Below are 14,775 nucleotides of genomic sequence, written 5' to 3'. Positions count from 1 at the left end.
CTCGCTTTCGGTGCCTGCAGGTGCAGGTCTGCGGTTGTTGACCCCCGGGCCGCCGTGGCTTCATTGCCGGGTGCGGCAGGAACGGTGTGTCCGGCGCTTCTCGCGACGTCCCGGGGCTGTTCGTGGTGCGGCGGTGGGCCGCATGAAGTCTTGACCCAGCCCGGCAGGAGGCCAGGGGCTGGAAGGGGTCTCTTCAGATCCCCCGGTGCGCCCAGTCGTAGACCTCGGTGGGACCGCGACGGGAGCCCTGGCCCTGGCCCTCGATAAGACGGAGGACTGGGAGGGTAGCCGCGGTAGGAAGGGGAACAGGAACAGGAACGGCTGCGCTTTCTGCCTCCTGGGCATCCGGTTCCTCTGCTGGCGTTACATCTGCACGCCTGCGCCCGAGCGCAGCCTCGGCCTCGGCGTAGAGCCAGATGAGCCCGAATACAACGCCGGCGAGCAGAACGAGGAAGGCCCAGCTCTGAAGTGGTGTCATAGGCATGATCGGGACGCTCCTTCGCTGGTCGATGGTTCAGTCGATGAGTCCCCCGGCGCAGCTGCGCTGCGTCGCTGCATCATCCCTGCCCCGGGTCAGGAGGCCCAGCGGGCAACGGTGTGCCGCAAGCGAGGTAGGCGATGTCGTAGAGCGGTGCCTGGCCCGAGGCGGCCTTCCAGTCCGCGGGCAGCGGCAGCGGCTCCGTCGTGCGCAGGACGATGTCCTGCGGCATGCCAGGGATACTGTCCTCGAGGTCGGGGACCGGGTAGTCATCGGCGGTGCAGCCGGTGCACCATTCCTGTCCCTGGGGCACGGTCGGTTGGCACACTGCGTGGGACGCCATCAAGACCGAGGCCGCCCGGCGGTTCGCAACGGCCAGCAGGCTGAAAGGAGTGAATGTCTTGGGCGTCGATGAGCATGCATGGTCCCACACCGTCCGCCGGGATCCGGCATGGTCACCGGGATCGTGGGATGTCGTCCGCCACGTAATTCCCCACCTTGAGCGGCGGTTCGCCACGTAATTCCCATGGGGATGACATCACGCACTGCTGGTGCCTTGTCCGAGAGTCTTGCCTCGGTCCGATGGTCGGGCCGGAGGCGGTGTTCGTGGTTTGGCGCGTAGGAGTGTGGCACAGATGGACCTGATCGCACTGTTCATGCACTGGGACGCTGGCCGCTCGAAGAGCGAGCTTGCGGTGTCGTTGGGCATGGATCGAAAGACCGTGCAGAAGTACTTGGCCCCGGCCGAGGCCGAGGGCCTTGTCCCCCGGTCTCGGACTCGCTGCCGAGGAGTGGCGGGGCCTGGTCTCGGGCTGGTTCGCGATGGTCGTGGACGGCAGGCTGCGACAGATTACCTGGCCGGAGTTTGACGCCAGGATCGAGTGGGTGAGGGAGGATCTGAACGCCGGAGTGGCCGGGGCCGTGGTCCACCAGCGCCTGGTCGGCGATCACGGGGTCAGGGCCTCGCAGCGTTCGTATTAGGCGGGGTTCTTCACCCGCGATGCGGCATGGTGCCGCGAGAACTCGTCCCTCATGAGCCCCGCCCCGCGGGACTTGTCGAAGGCCTGCTGCAGGAACCGGCGGTCCACCGGATCCGCGCCGCGCAGGGCACGCCCTACTGCTCCTGGCAGATGGCCTATGTGGACAGCTGGAACGAAACGCCGCTGCACAGACTGCTGCCCCCTATTTCGGCGCAAGGGCCCCTAATGCCCTAGTCATCTCACAGGCGTTAGCGCAGAATTGGTCGCACCTGGGATTGGTCTCAGGAAGATGGGCCAAGCACGGCCAGCCGGAACCGCTGATTGCTATTGGCTTCAGTCTCCTAAGGCCGCACAAGAAAGCGCGAATCGAGTCGGGGCGCTCTCGTTATCGGTTCTGGAATCGGAAGTCAGTGACAGGGCTAGAAGTCGCCCGCTGCGAACTGTTACCGAGCGAACGTCTCAAAGGCCGAGACAGTCAGGTCACCTTCCAGAGTTAGGGCAGCTATGAAATCCAGTTTGAAGACCCCCAAGACTGTCCTGCTGATCGTAGGCGTACTGATTTTGATCATTGCGCTGGTCCAAATGCGGACGTCTCATAACAGGAGCCAAGACCCGGGGATAATGTTGCTCACCCTAACTGGTTTTGTTTTGGCTGTATTCGGTAGCCCTCGTGGAGCTAAAGGTTTTCTGGCCGACACTCTTGAGGGCCGGGGAAAGTCAGTTCCTGAACAGCTTCGCAGCGTTGAGTTTCATGGGACTACTTCCGTCGAACCGAACACGATTATCCAGGCGGCGGTCAGTGCAGCTGGCAAAGCCAGCGAACTTTCGAGCACAGTCCGCGTAGAAGACGCCCAATCTGATTGCCTCCAAGGAACCATCAAGGGGCTGGGCGCCCTGGTGACACAGCTTTCTTTCACCGTCTCGTGGAGAGAAGTCGCCGAGCGAACTCTCCAAGTAGACGTCAAGGTGGGTCATTACCTGACACGGCAACCCACTCTCTATTGGGTCATTCCGATCGGTCGGAAGCGCGTCGTTGGGCTGCCGGCGATGCACCGGTTTAGAGATGAGTTTGCGGCTCAACTTAACGCCCACCAAACGCGACCAACACCCAATGCCCAAGACATGCCGTCCGCGATTGTTCAGGCTCGCGCCACCGAGCCACCGGTCATGAGCCTTTTCTTAGGCGAAACTTTGTCCCCTGACAATGGAGTTACGCCCCCGCCATTTACAACTGAAGAGGGCGATACAGTCCCGCCCGCTGCCAACGCACAACGAATTGGCGCAGCCGGAAAAGCGGGCAGCACTCCGCATCAGCTTGACGACAGCTACCTCAGCAAGGCAGGGGAGCCGAAGCCGATCCTGCCTGAGGAGCCGAAAACCGCCTTCAGCTCCGCCAGACTGGGCCGCAGGAGGCTTGGCGTGGCCTCCGCCGGACTCTTCATATTAGTCCTCATATTGGGCATCTTCCTCGGCCAGAACTCTTGGAGGCCCTCAGTTCAGGGTTCAGTTCAGGCGGCGGGCTCCGGCGCGCAGCCGGCTGCGCCTTCACCGCCGTATACGCCGCCGGCACCCAGTTACAGCCCGCCCCAGGTTGCACAAGCTGCAGCTGGTGCCGCCGCAGTACCGGCCCAGGCCGAACCACAGCCCGTCCTGCCGCCCACACAGGCTGCTGCTCCTCTGCCCGGGGACCTGGGCCTGACGTCGCCCTTGCGCCCTGTGGGCTGCACGGGCCAATACATCGTTGTTTACCACTCCTCGACGGACCCATCGGTTTACGCGCAGGACATCCAAACAAACCTACAGAGCCACCCGGGGTCCAAGTACCTGCTGACCCTTAGCAGCTGCTCGTCTCTAAATAGGATGTCCAAGGCAGGGACCATGATTTACACCGTCTACGGCGGCCCATACGACACGTTGGCCCAAGCGTGTGTGGCAGCTTCACGGTTCCCCGATGAGTCCTACGTGAAGATCATGGACAGCGCGACCGCACCTGACCAAGCCATTCAGACTTGCCAATGAGAGGCAGTGCGGGCCATTCCAGGCTGCGGTACCAACGCTTCAACCGCATCTGGATGCAACTTATATGCCTGGTCACCGCGTGCAGCGTTGGCTTGCTGGCTGCCTGCACTGGTCCACCCCCTGAACATCCGGCCGAAAGCTCCGGAACGGCCTCGGTGGCCCCTGCCGCAAGCACGCCCAGTCCGTCAGCTGAGCCGCACGCTACGGTCAGCTTCCCCGGCGCATCGGGGCTGGAAGCGAGCGTGACGAACGAGCCTCAGACCCCGGAGATGTCAGGCCACGATACCGCCCCAAGCAACCTTGGGAGAAGTGGTTGACCTCAAGATGAAATCCGGCCCGTTCCCCTCATCGGGGGCAGAACTAACCTTTACACTGGGCGAACCACTGCCCGCCGACAGGATTGCACTTGTAGCCAACTGGGACACCAGCAGCCAGACATGGATTCCCCTGGCCAGCGAAACGTCCCCGGATGGAAAGTGAGTCAGCGCGAAGTTGGCACACTTCTCGACTTACAGCGTCCTGGATGTCGTCCGTAACGGCCTGGGCCGTCTCATTGGCGTGAGGACACCCCCGCCCGAATGCGCGTCGGACCCGCCCAGTTGGGACGACAAGGCGGCTCCCCAGTTCTTCGATGACCTCAATGGTCCTGTGCTGTGGTGTGCTACGAGCGATCCTAAGCGCCCGGATGAACTTGAAATCAAACTCAAGGTCAACCGTGGTGCGGCTGCCTCGATCACAACAGCCGTCGCACCTAGCTGGGTTCACAGCGGTTTATGGGACACCATCCAACCTGAAACCTGGGCAACGATGGCTCTGAGCGGCCCGGAGTCACTTCTCCCTAATCCCAACACGTACTTCGTGCCGCCGACCGGCGAGTTTGACCTGTGGTTCACCAAAACAGATGTCATGAACTTCTGGCACTCAAACCGAACCCAGCCGCTGGTTGATGTCGACACGTCTCCGGATGACTTGCTGGCAGGGCTGCTGTATACCCAGTTATCGGCAGTCGCTCCCGGCGGTAACGCGCTGTTCCTGGTCACCTCCGCAATGAGATCCGCTGCAGGATGCTGGGCCAGTCGGCGATCTTGTCGGGTTCCGCGTTGTTCAGGGTGCGGCGGGTGATGCCGTGGATGGCGACGTTCCGGTCGGCGAAGTGTTCGTGCCCGGGCGGAGGCAGCACGTACGAGGTGGCCTGTTTGATGACCTGGCCGTCGCGGATCTTGGCGATGCCGATCTGGCAGACGGAGGCCGCGTTTCGGGTTCGCGGTCTCGAAGTCGATGGCGATGAAGTCCAGGCCCGGGAGGGCTGCTGTCTCAAGGGCCGGTGCGGTCATGGGATTGCTCCTGACGAAGAATTGGGTGCGGCCCCCGGGAGGGTGGGTGGTCACTCCGGGGGGTCGTTGAATCGTATGTGTGCGGCGTTTTGAAAAGGTGTCACCGGCGGGCGGCGCGGTCCTCCAGTTCGGCGATCAGCTGCGTGGGGGTCTTGACCGTCAGAGCGGTGACGATCGAGTTGAACATGGAGTCCACCATGTCGGTTTCCGGTTCGGGTTCCTGCTCCGCGGCGGCCCGGTCGCGGTCCAGGACGGAGCGCACCGCGGCCAGGGCCTCGGCGTCATGCCGGGTGCCGGTCCTGGATTGCAGGGTGGTCAGCGCGCGGTCGATGCGGCGCAGGTCCATCCCTGAGACGTCGTCGGCGGGGACGATGGCCAGGGTGCCGTCCGCCAGAGATTCCTCCCAGACGCGCCGAAAACCCGGGGCATGCGTTCCGATGTACCAGCAGAGCAGCAGCTGGGTCAGGACCACCAGCATCAGCAGGGCGACGCCGAGCATTCCCAGCCACGGCACGACCGGGCCCAGCAACACCATCACGAGGGCCACCAGCACAGATCCCGCCAACTCCAGCGGGTGCCGGAGCGGGATGAGCCGGCTCGCGCGCAATAGCCCGTTCCGGTCCGCTCCCCCGCTGAGGGCGGCGATCTGCTGGTCGGAGAGCCCGACGTCGACGACGCGGCTGGTGCCCACCACGGGGTTCCAGGAGGGACCGATCACCACTAACACGTCCAGGAACACTCGGTAGGGCCTTGCGGTGTAGTGCGGCAGGGTCTTTTCGTTCACGGGTGCCAGTTTGCCGGACCGGCACCCCTTTCTGGGCATGGACATGGGCTTCATGTGTGTGGCGGCCGGGGAATTTCTCCCCGACCGCCCTGAAGGCCTTGCCGGGATGGTAGGTTCGCGCTACCGTCGCCTCGGGTGCAGAGCTGGGGCCGTGCTCTCTACGGATAGGAGAGTGGAATGGGTCCCCATAACGATTCACCGGCAGCAGGCACTTTGGCCCTGCACCGAAGCCCGAGAAGAAGGATCTGGTTGGCGCTGGTAGTGGCCGCGCTCAGTGCATCTACGGCCTGCAGCTCAGCAGGTGCAGGCTCTCCCCCGACCTCGGTCGCGGTGCCCGCACCGACCACGGAGCAGCCGACCACTCCCAGTCCTCCGACGGCGGTGTCGACGCCCCCGGATATGGTGACGACCACTGCCCCGGCTACCTCCGACCCTGCGACCAGCAGCGCTGCAGCGACGCCGGGGAGCCACATCGCGGATACCGTGACGGTCAAGGACAAAGACAAATACACCTTCACCCTGGCCTTTGACCTCACGGTCTCCTCCTCCCCGCTCGGCGAAGACACGGCCAGCGCCAAGCCGGGCCAGGCCAACGTCAGCTGGTCATCCACGGCGGCGGGCACCATGACATTGACGAACACTACGGCCGGCCACACTCTTGTGATGCCGGATGAGTTCACAAGCCTGTGCCAGATCAAATTGGCCGAGACTGGCTGTCCGATCCTGTACGGGTTCTATCCGGCAACGTCGCCGATCTGCACGGTGAAAATGGCGGATCAGACGGGCTCCTCCTACACGCCGGGGTTCAACGTTACTAACCCCTTCTACCATCCTGTGGGATCCTGGTGCGCTGTCGCCTTCGCGCTGGCCCCTTACTCAAACGTTCCCCCTTACAACCAGACGGTTCTCCCGATCGGGGGAGCGTCGACGACCCAGTGGGTGCCCTACAGCTATCGTGGTGACGGCGTGTCTGGGACGCTGTACAACGAGGCTGACTTTCCAGCCTTGGCAGCCACGACTGCGGCTCCGCCTGCACAATGGGCTATCGAAGCGGGGAACTCGCTTCGTCAGGAAATGACGCCGTCGACCCCGGTTGCGCCGCCCGAGTGCCAGAGCTCCTCGTACGTCATCTACGCGACGACGGCAATGACCTGCCACTAGCCACCGCCGCCAGAGCAGTCAGACCAGGATCGGAGTCTGGTCGGGCGTGACGATGGCGAGCTGCCCGGTCGGTGCCGTCTCGTGGTCGGCGGACGCCAGAATGTTGGCGCCGGGGACCGGTGGGGTCCACAGGTCGGCGGTCAGCCCGTAGTGGTCGGAGGCGGGGAACCCGTAACGGGTGGTGTCCGTGAAGCAGCGGCGCACCGCGACCGGTCCGCCGGGGCGGCTGTAGGCCCACCCGTAGGTGTAGATGTAGCTGCAGCCGACGAGCAGGGCAGCGGAGAGCAGGAGAGACAGGGCAGTAGGCAGGGTGGTGAGTTTCGTTGATCCCCCAAGAGATGTGAGTTTGCAGGGAAAACCCTACAGGTTTCCTGTACGTTGCCTTGGTGGGTTACGAGAAGGGTCAATTTATGGTTCTCCCAGTGCGCGGATCCCGCGCGCAGGGTCATGGCCGCACACAATCCAGTGACACGCTCTCGAAAGGAACATCATGGGTCACTGGGACCGACAGCACGGGGAGATCGTCCTCCCGTCCGCAGAGTTCGCCGCCGTCCGCCAGGCCGTGCAGAAAGCCACGCACGACCACCAGAGCAAGGTCTTCGACGAGACCCAGGTGTTCTGGAAGGGCCTGATACGGAAGGAGCAGACCGATCCGGCCGCCTACCAGGCGGCGCTCCAGAAGTACCTGGACGTCAAACACAAGCAGCTCCACCCACAGCAGCCCAACTCGTTCTGGAGCCGGCCCACGCCGCCGCCCTTCACTGAAGAGTTCGTGGACGACCTCGAGTGGCGGCTTAGCCTGCCGTACGGGAGCAAGCCGGCCAGGGTGCTGAAGGCGGACCTGCCGTTCCCGACCAACCGGACTGTGATAAGCGGGGCGGACCCTTCGAGCCGGTCTTGGAAGCAGCCCACCGACGCCTGTCGAACATGCAGCATCTCTACCGGCACGGTGGATTCACGGGCCACCCGGAGGACCTTATGGAAGACATTTAGCGCGAGGAGCGGCACATCAAGCGGCTCGAGGCAGAGAAGCTCACCGAAGCCTTCTAGGGCAGCTGAAAGGCCCCGAATCGTTCACGGCGGATCGGGGCCTTTTCCGTGTTTGGGTCAGGCTCCCCGTGTCTCGCGCGACAGCCCAAGGCTCATGACCACGATGACCGGGGTAGCGAGCAAGACGTCGATGATGAACGGAGCGCCGCCGTAGTACGGGACAGCGATCGCCATGAGGCTCGCCAGCAGGGCGAAGCCGGCGAAGCTGATGGCGGTGATCGGTGCGCCGCGGGTTCTTCCGCGCTGCGTCACCAGCAGGAGGATTCCGCTCGTGATATTGCCGAGGGCTGCGATCAGCAGGAGCAGGGCGATGAAGGCGTTGTGGCCAAAACCGGGCCCGGCTTCGATCAATGTAAAGAAACCCAGGACGATGCCGACGATGCCGGCGGCTACCCGGAAGCCGGAAGACTTAGGCTTCGCTGAAGGAGGTGCCCATTGCGGAGCGTACTGCTGGGGCGGGTAGGGCGCGTACTGGGGTTGCTGCCCGTAAGGCTGCTGCTGCGGATAGGGCTGCTGGCCATAGGGCGCCGGTGCCGGGGGCTGGCCGTACTGGGGCGCCTGGTTGCCTTGATAGGGCTGGGGCGACGGCGGTTGGAAGCCGGCGGGCTGCTGCTGCGGTGCCGGCGGCACCGGCGGGTAGTTCTCAGTCATTTTGGATCCCCCAGGACGTAGTGATGTTGGGGCCAGACTACATGTGCACGCCTGTTACATGGTCCAGTTTTCAATCAAGGCTTCCCAAGTATCTGCCCACCATCCGGCACTGTCCTCACACAGGAACAGGAAAGCCCCGGACCAGCGGTGGTCCGGGGCCTCACAGATGGGGTTTACCGCTCGATGGTGACGCTGAGATCCAGGTGGATGTTCTCGGCCGCGAGACGGTCCTCCAGATACCGGGCGAGGCTCGCGTCGGTGGCGGTGTGCGGGCCCTTGTGGACGGCGCCGCGGAATTCAGCCTGGGTGTTCGTTGAGCGGAGCACGTCCAGAGGCGTCCAGCGGAGGTGTCCGTCGGACAAGCGCTCAATGTCAGTGCGGAAGGTGCGGCGGTGGTCGTCACGGACGGATGCGCGCATGGTCTCGTGGTACCGGCCCAGGGCACCGATGCGGTCCAGGAAGTCTTTGGCCGGCGCGACCCCGGTTTCGTGGTGGCCACCGGAGGTGATTCGGCCGTCGTCCTTGACCTTGGTGGAATGGGCCTTGCCGAAGTCGTGGGTGATGGCGGCCATGACCAGCATGGAGGTCTCTTCCTCGTCCAGCCCGTCACGGCGGGCGATCGCCGCGGCCTGGTCGCCGGCCAGCCCGAGGTGGACGATGACGTCCCCTTCCGGGTGCCAAACCGGGTCCTGCGGAACGCCACGGGTCGCCGCCAAGGCCGGGAAGTGGTCCTCCCAGCCGGAGGCATGCAGAGTCTGCAGGGCCTTGGAGATGTGGGTGCCCTTGGCGGTGAGCTTGTGGAACTCCTTCCGGATCCCGTCCCGGTGCAGGGAGTGGAAGGAAGGGGCAATCTCCCGGCACAACTCAGCCGTTTCCGGATCCAAGTCAAGGCCAAAACGGCCGGAAAATTGGACACCGCGGAGCACCCTGATCGGGTCTTCACCGAAGCTCTGCGCGGAGGTGTGCCGCAGGACCCCGGCCTCCAGGTCAGCACGGCCGCCGAACGGGTCCACCAGCTCCCCGGTGGCGTCGTCCCAACCCATGGCGTTGATGGTGAAGTCCCGGCGGGCGAACGCCTCCTCGTACGGCATTTCCGGGTCGGTCTCTACCACGAAGCCGCGGTGCCCCTCCCCCGTCTTGTTGTCCCGGCGCGGCAGGGTGACGTCGAAGTCCTGACCGTTGATGCCTGTGTTCAGCACCCCGAAGTTCTGCCCGAACTCCTGGACGCTCCCCGGCAGCGCGCCCCGCAGCTGCTCCCTGGACAGCCCGTAGACCTCGATGTCGATGTCCTTGGATTCGACGGACGCACCCTGGGCACGGGCGATCAGTGCATCGCGGACGGCGCCGCCGACGATGAGTGGGCGGCCGCCGGCGGCCCGGATCGAGTCCAGGACCTCCTGCGCTTCAGGAGTCAGGTCGATCAGGCCGGGAAGTGTGTCGCCTGCCGGTCCCAAGGCGACGGCCCCTTCGGCGTGGGCGTAGGCGGCGTACTCGCCGCCGGAGGGGATGCCCTTGGGCTGGCGCGGAACAGCGGTGGAAGTCATGCCTTTCTGTGTGCGGCGCCGGCACCGTCACGTCCGGGAAAGCAGGCTATTTCTTGGTCAGGTTGAGGGTAACGCCGATCCTGCTGCATTCCTGTGCTATCAACGTCGGTTCGATGTGGTCGAGCCGAAAGGCATGCCCCACGTCCGGTCGAGACGGCTCTCTCGGTAGTGAAGTGGTGAACCCAATCGGCGTTGGACATTCGGCCGGCAGCCGTAGCGGTGAAAGCCTGCTCGAAATCACGGCACGCCGTCGCGTTATCGGTCGGGTCGGGGCTGCAGGCCGTGAGAACAAGCAGGATCAGGGCACATGCACCACCCTTCAGGGCGCGGCGTCCGGCTTCGGCGTCGAAATCCATGCGGCTACGGTACAACGATCCGGCGGTGACCGGCGGCAGACGTACCGCACTCGGGGAGGGGTCCTCCATGTTCCGCACACATGAGGAGCACTGCATTACCCACCAAGGAAAGAGCCCCATTGAGCACTGCCCCAGACATTGCCCCCGAGGGCGTTACGTCCATCCTGTCCAAGCTGGCCCCGAGCGCCTTCGAGATGGCCCTGAACCTGTCCATGAGCGTCGGATTCGAGACGTTCGGCGAACGTATCGACTTCACCCTGTCCAACGCGGACAACGAACCGGCACCGGCCGCGGCCGTCCAGTTCATGGCCCTGGTTGCCGAGCACCAGGACGCCATCGCTCAACGACTGCGCACTGCCCGCGAACAAGCCCGGATCAGCGGCGCAGACGTCACCGTGCCGATCGAGGGCCTCTCCAGCGACCCGCTGTGGGCTGTCTTCTCGCTCACCGCCGGCCCCTACGTCGCTGATGAGGACGACGACTGCGTTGAGGACGACGACATTGACCCGTTCGACGCCGACGAGGACGGGGAGGGATGAGCGCCCCGGCCAACTACGCCGCAGCCAGCAGCAGCGGCAGGTTCCGTGAATGGACCCTGGTCCTGGCACCCACCCACGAGGACCGCGACCTGGCCAAGGGCCGGAAGTTCACCGCCGACTCCGCCATCCTCCGGATCAGCGCCGTCACCGAGGACGCCCCGTTCACCCAGGTCCACGTCATCCTGACTGGCAACGGCCGCAAGAAGCGGCTCTCCCGGGAGTACCGGAATGACCACCGACACCCGGACCTGAGCATCCACACCGCCCCCGGGTGGGTCCGCGACCTGGTCGTCGAGGTCACCGGCACCGAGGAGCTGGCCGCCAACGAAACCACCGACGTGCGGGTCCCCGCCGTCGCAGAGCTGCAGGAGGCAGCATGATCCGCAACAACGAAGAGTACCTAATGCCCGACGGTTCCCCGCGCTACGGGGTCCGGGTCGGGGACGGACTGGTTGACACGGCAGAGCCTGAGCCCATGTCCGAGCCAGTGGCCCCAGGCGACTGGCCGAGCGCGCCGCCTCGTTCACTGCCCATCAACTCTCCATCGCCGGGAAGCTGCGCTTCACCGTCCGCAACAGCGCCGAAGCCGAGAAAGCACTCAGAGACCTGCGTGTCTCCCACCCTGCTGAGTATGCCGAGGCCGACAAAGCTGTCACCGAGCATCTGGGCTCCGCGGCAGCGTGGCGCCGGAAGACCAACAATGCCGCCGCTGAGACAGTCATCACCAGCGAACTGGAACGTGGCCTCACCGGCTCCACCGTCGGGGCTTTGTTCGCGCGGCTGGGCTTCTCAGCCATTCCGCTGCTGGTCTTCGTGGCAGCGACTCATGTCGAGATGAACTTCTGGCTCACCATGGTGATCTTCCTGGCGGTTTCATTCGCCATCCAGCGGATCCAGGGCCATGTTCGGCGGCGCAGCATTGGCGCCGACGGCGCAGACGTGAGCATTGCCGCGGCCAGCGTCCTCTGGGACGACGTCGTGGACGCCACATTCATTAACATCCTCGAGGCCAAGGGCATCGCCGTTGACCCGGCCTCCCAGCGCGCCGCCACGGCCGGCTGGGTGCACCTGGCAAGGACCGCGGACTCGGTCCAGCAGCTGATCGCCGGCAAGTAGGCAGAACGCAAAAGAGCCCCGGAGCGTTGACCGCTCCGGGGCTCATTTCGTTGGCTCAGACATCACCCGGCAGGTAAACGATGCCTTCGATTACCGAGCTTCCTATTGCCAGCCCACCAGGCGAATGTCTTGCCCCTGGAAAGCAACCACCTTTCTGGGTTCTTGCTGATTGGTCGAACTGGTGACGTAAAGAGTGCTTCCGGATAGGAAGGCGACGCTGCTGCCATCAGGACTTGGCAACACGTGCTGGACGCGGTTATCGCTAGGAGGCAGCAGCGTGGTCTGACTCATGCTCTTGCGATCAGGAGTGAGGGTCATGACGTAGATGTTGTTGCCACCCCAGCAAATGAATCTCAAGTCGTCGATAAATGTTCCGGGTTCACATGTAGGGGCCGTGACGCTGGAGTCCGGTTGAACCGGCGCCCATGCGTTAGCCGAGTGGGTTTGCTGCTTGGGCGCAATTTTCCATCCTTCAGCGGCATCATTCAAAACCTCCCACTGGCCGTCCAAAGAAGTTATGGCCGAGGGGTCGGTGTAGAACGGCTTTCCGTGGTTGTCGAACTCAAAAGACATATCGGACAGAGCGCCGCCAGGCGGGTCCTGTTCCTGGCGAATACTACTTGGGCCAAGACGGGGGTCTACTGAACCTAGGTGCCCGGTCGTCTCGTCGTAAAACCAAAGCCTCCTGTCAGCCAGGTTGAACGAGGGGTGTATCTGGCGCGGCGTTTTAGCCGAGTAATTGGTTGCTTTCGCAGGTGAAAGGTCGACGAACGCCTGTCCCTCCGGGTCATACCCGATGTGGGTAATCTGGCTCGTGGTCCTCGAATCAGCAACCATCGTCAAATCCGGACTGAAGAAATTTCTGCGGATTCTTTCCAGGACCGGCAAGACGGTATTGGGAGTGCAAGCCTCCATCGTGTAGCCCGGTCTTCCCGTGAAGCTTCGCACCGGCGCGATTTCGTTGCCGGAAGCAGGGTCTACGAAATGAAGCTGGATTTCCGAGGACAAGCAATCTTCGACGACTATGCCATGCACGGTAGCGCCCGTGGCGGCGGCTGTGCTGGTGCTTGGCGGGGGACTGAGCGTAGCCGCAGGACTGGACCCAGTGTCAGCGGCAGCGGCAGTCGGGATAGCTTGTGTGGCAGAAGGAACAGAGGCGGAAGGTGAGGCGGTTGTACTTTGAGTGCTGCTGCTGCAGCCGACAAGAACTGATTGGAAGACCATCACTACGAGGACAACGAGTCCGCTACTTCGCTTCCTACCAGCTCCCGCGATGAGCGACGTGAGTGACTCGACCCGGTTCACAGCGCCGCAGTTATCACCAGTACCTTTGCGCAATGTCCTGTCCACCATGCCACTCCTGACTGTGTTTTTACTTGTGGTGAGTAAGTGCCACAAAGACCGTGGTGGTCGTTTCGCTGCGGCGTGTCAGTGCTGGATCTGCGTCAGGGCAAAGTCAAGGGCATCTTGAATGGTTGCGCCCTTGATGCCGATAAATCCGGCACTAATATTGAACGTGTCACTGCAAATAATGACGACCGTTCCACCAGGGCTTTGTTCGGGTTCCTGATAAGCGAACCACCCTCTGCTTTCGACTACGTCGGAATGGAGCTGGATCGTCTTCCCGTCCCCGGCTCGGCGACGGGCATCGGAGCACATGGCTTTATAATCACGGAGAGAAGAGGGCTGACCCCAATCTTCCGCGTAGACGGCTTCCGGCGCTCCGGGTGCTGGTGTTGCCACAACTTTTGCGAAGAAGCATTTCTGGTCGCCAGGGTCGGCAACAGAAGGATCCCCGATGGGCAAGTCCTCCGGAAATTTGGACTTCAAATACCGCTCCCCGGCGTCGCAAGCTCCTTGAACGGGCAAGCCAGGCTGCGAGCCGATTTCCGCTGGAGCCTGACCTGACGGCTGGGGCGGCTGGGCGGATGCCTGGCTGGGTTGCAGGGACGGACTCGTGGGCGACGACGCAGCCGAAGATCCCGCAGGGGACTGATCGGTGGGCGCTTCGGATGCGCAACCTGCCAGCGATAGGACGACCGTCACGGCGGTGAGAAGCTTCCGAGCTACCAAGGTGACCTCCATCCGAAGAGTCCCATCTTCAGCCGAGCCGGACTGCGCGTCTACGCTTTGGCCTCCCCTATTCCCACCCCCAAATTCTCTTTATCTGGATTGGGCCGCTTAGGGCTTTAGGGGATTCCGATGCCGCGTGCTCAGGACTTGGCGGTGAGCGTGACGTAGACCTGGCGGTCGACGCTGACCTCGTACTCAGTGCCGCGGATTATCAGAGTGTCTCCGGGGGCGACGACGATGCGTTCGCGTTGCTCCTGCTTGTGGGCGGTGACGGCGAACCCGTTCTCGCTCATGAACGACTGCGGGCCCTCCACTAGGGGTCCGCCGTTCTCCGCGCGGTGACAGCTCCCGGCTTCCCAACCGCACACGGTGTAGGTGTCGTAGAGGTCGGTGCCGCGGTGGTTCGAGTAGAAGACGGCCAGTTCGGGGCCCGTGAAGTGGTCCTGGCTGAAGATCGGCTGCGGGATACCGGCAGCGGGGTGGCCCTCGTCGTTGTAGGTGTATTCGTCGTTGTCGTTGATGGTGATCAGTTCGTCCAGGTTCAGCGTGGCCATGATGGTTGTCCCTCCGGGGTCGGCGTTCCCGGTTGGTCGCCGGCGAACCCCATGTGTACGGGGCCGGCGCCTTTCCTCTTCACCCTCTGCGCATCGACGCGGGCAGCCGCACACAGGGTAGTCAGACCGGCACTGC

Annotated in this window: 18 protein-coding genes; 6 read left to right on the top strand and 12 right to left on the bottom strand. The window is 63.6% G+C overall.

The genetic code is table 11. The annotated features are described in order from the left end of the window. Window positions 1-193: 193 nt before the first annotated feature. Entirely contained in the window at window positions 194-484 is a 291-nt protein-coding gene (locus ACFVVC_RS01735) for a hypothetical protein (protein ID WP_387448283.1), read from the bottom strand. A 73-nt stretch (window positions 485-557) separates the two neighbouring features. Then, a complete protein-coding gene (locus ACFVVC_RS01730; protein ID WP_387448280.1) occupies window positions 558-791 on the bottom strand; it encodes a hypothetical protein in 234 nt (77 codons plus the stop codon). Window positions 792-1,237: 446 nt separating this feature from the next. Here ACFVVC_RS01730 and ACFVVC_RS01725 point away from each other — a divergent pair, with 446 nt between their 5' ends. Together ACFVVC_RS01725 and ACFVVC_RS01720 are read left to right on the top strand one after the other, a co-directional pair. Continuing rightward, a complete protein-coding gene (locus ACFVVC_RS01725) occupies window positions 1,238-1,459 on the top strand; it encodes a hypothetical protein (protein ID WP_387448277.1) in 222 nt (73 codons plus the stop codon). Between the two features lie 503 nt (window positions 1,460-1,962). Further along, window positions 1,963-3,477, top strand: coding sequence for a hypothetical protein (locus tag ACFVVC_RS01720; protein WP_387448274.1), 1,515 nt, complete (start codon window positions 1,963-1,965; stop codon window positions 3,475-3,477). A 1,036-nt stretch (window positions 3,478-4,513) separates the two neighbouring features. On the opposite strand, the gene ACFVVC_RS01715 is transcribed toward ACFVVC_RS01720, so the two are convergent. The 3 genes from ACFVVC_RS01715 to ACFVVC_RS01705 form a co-directional block, all read right to left on the bottom strand. After that, a complete protein-coding gene (locus ACFVVC_RS01715; protein WP_387448271.1) occupies window positions 4,514-4,795 on the bottom strand; it encodes a hypothetical protein in 282 nt (93 codons plus the stop codon). A 116-nt stretch (window positions 4,796-4,911) separates the two neighbouring features. Further along, window positions 4,912-5,595, bottom strand: coding sequence for a hypothetical protein (locus tag ACFVVC_RS01710; protein WP_387448268.1), 684 nt, complete (start codon window positions 5,593-5,595; stop codon window positions 4,912-4,914). 158 nt (window positions 5,596-5,753) lie between these two features. Continuing rightward, window positions 5,754-6,095 (bottom strand): hypothetical protein, encoded by a 342-nt coding sequence (locus ACFVVC_RS01705; protein ID WP_387448265.1) that lies wholly within the window; start codon window positions 6,093-6,095, stop codon window positions 5,754-5,756. On the opposite strand from ACFVVC_RS01705, the gene ACFVVC_RS01700 reads away from it, so the two are divergent. Further along, a complete protein-coding gene (locus ACFVVC_RS01700; RefSeq protein WP_387448263.1) occupies window positions 6,079-6,756 on the top strand; it encodes a hypothetical protein in 678 nt (225 codons plus the stop codon). The genes ACFVVC_RS01705 and ACFVVC_RS01700 overlap by 17 nt on opposite strands. A gap of 18 nt (window positions 6,757-6,774) precedes the next feature. Here ACFVVC_RS01700 and ACFVVC_RS01695 read toward each other — a convergent pair whose 3' ends face one another. The 4 genes from ACFVVC_RS01695 to ACFVVC_RS01680 form a co-directional block, all read right to left on the bottom strand. Then, window positions 6,775-6,960, bottom strand: a complete 186-nt coding sequence (locus ACFVVC_RS01695; RefSeq protein ID WP_387448261.1) for a hypothetical protein — start codon at window positions 6,958-6,960, stop codon at window positions 6,775-6,777. 241 nt (window positions 6,961-7,201) lie between these two features. Beyond that, window positions 7,202-7,456, bottom strand: coding sequence for a hypothetical protein (locus ACFVVC_RS01690; RefSeq protein ID WP_387448259.1), 255 nt, complete (start codon window positions 7,454-7,456; stop codon window positions 7,202-7,204). A gap of 407 nt (window positions 7,457-7,863) precedes the next feature. Next, window positions 7,864-8,457: a hypothetical protein gene (locus tag ACFVVC_RS01685; RefSeq protein ID WP_387448257.1), complete on the bottom strand. Its 594-nt coding sequence runs from the start codon at window positions 8,455-8,457 to the stop codon at window positions 7,864-7,866. A gap of 173 nt (window positions 8,458-8,630) precedes the next feature. After that, window positions 8,631-10,001 (bottom strand): hypothetical protein, encoded by a 1,371-nt coding sequence (locus tag ACFVVC_RS01680; protein ID WP_387448255.1) that lies wholly within the window; start codon window positions 9,999-10,001, stop codon window positions 8,631-8,633. Between the two features lie 475 nt (window positions 10,002-10,476). Here ACFVVC_RS01680 and ACFVVC_RS01675 point away from each other — a divergent pair, with 475 nt between their 5' ends. The 3 genes from ACFVVC_RS01675 to ACFVVC_RS01665 all read left to right on the top strand — a co-directional run bounded on the left by ACFVVC_RS01675 (window position 10,477) and on the right by ACFVVC_RS01665 (window position 12,012). After that, entirely contained in the window at window positions 10,477-10,896 is a 420-nt protein-coding gene (locus ACFVVC_RS01675; protein WP_387448254.1) for a hypothetical protein, read from the top strand. Beyond that, the gene (locus ACFVVC_RS01670; protein WP_387448252.1) at window positions 10,893-11,276 is read left to right on the top strand and encodes a hypothetical protein; all 384 of its coding nucleotides are present in this window, start codon (window positions 10,893-10,895) and stop codon (window positions 11,274-11,276) included. The genes ACFVVC_RS01675 and ACFVVC_RS01670 overlap by 4 nt, the downstream gene beginning before the upstream one ends. A 388-nt stretch (window positions 11,277-11,664) precedes the next feature. Continuing rightward, the gene (locus tag ACFVVC_RS01665) at window positions 11,665-12,012 is read left to right on the top strand and encodes a hypothetical protein (RefSeq protein WP_387448250.1); all 348 of its coding nucleotides are present in this window, start codon (window positions 11,665-11,667) and stop codon (window positions 12,010-12,012) included. Between the two features lie 102 nt (window positions 12,013-12,114). On the opposite strand, the gene ACFVVC_RS01660 is transcribed toward ACFVVC_RS01665, so the two are convergent. The 3 genes from ACFVVC_RS01660 to ACFVVC_RS01650 all read right to left on the bottom strand — a co-directional run bounded on the left by ACFVVC_RS01660 (window position 12,115) and on the right by ACFVVC_RS01650 (window position 14,639). Then, the gene (locus ACFVVC_RS01660; protein WP_387448248.1) at window positions 12,115-13,020 is read right to left on the bottom strand and encodes a hypothetical protein; all 906 of its coding nucleotides are present in this window, start codon (window positions 13,018-13,020) and stop codon (window positions 12,115-12,117) included. Window positions 13,021-13,440: 420 nt separating this feature from the next. Continuing rightward, window positions 13,441-13,842, bottom strand: a complete 402-nt coding sequence (locus ACFVVC_RS01655; RefSeq protein ID WP_387448246.1) for a hypothetical protein — start codon at window positions 13,840-13,842, stop codon at window positions 13,441-13,443. Between the two features lie 383 nt (window positions 13,843-14,225). Further along, window positions 14,226-14,639 carry a hypothetical protein gene (locus ACFVVC_RS01650; RefSeq protein WP_387448244.1) on the bottom strand — a complete coding sequence of 138 codons (414 nt, stop codon included), beginning with the start codon at window positions 14,637-14,639 and terminating at the stop codon, window positions 14,226-14,228. Window positions 14,640-14,775: the final 136 nt, after the last annotated feature.

The organism is Pseudarthrobacter sp. NPDC058196 (assembly GCF_042882685.1).
GTDB lineage: Bacteria > Actinomycetota > Actinomycetes > Actinomycetales > Micrococcaceae > Arthrobacter.
The sequence above is the reverse complement of the archived record's forward strand: the minus strand, read 5'-3'. Positions and strand labels throughout refer to the sequence as shown.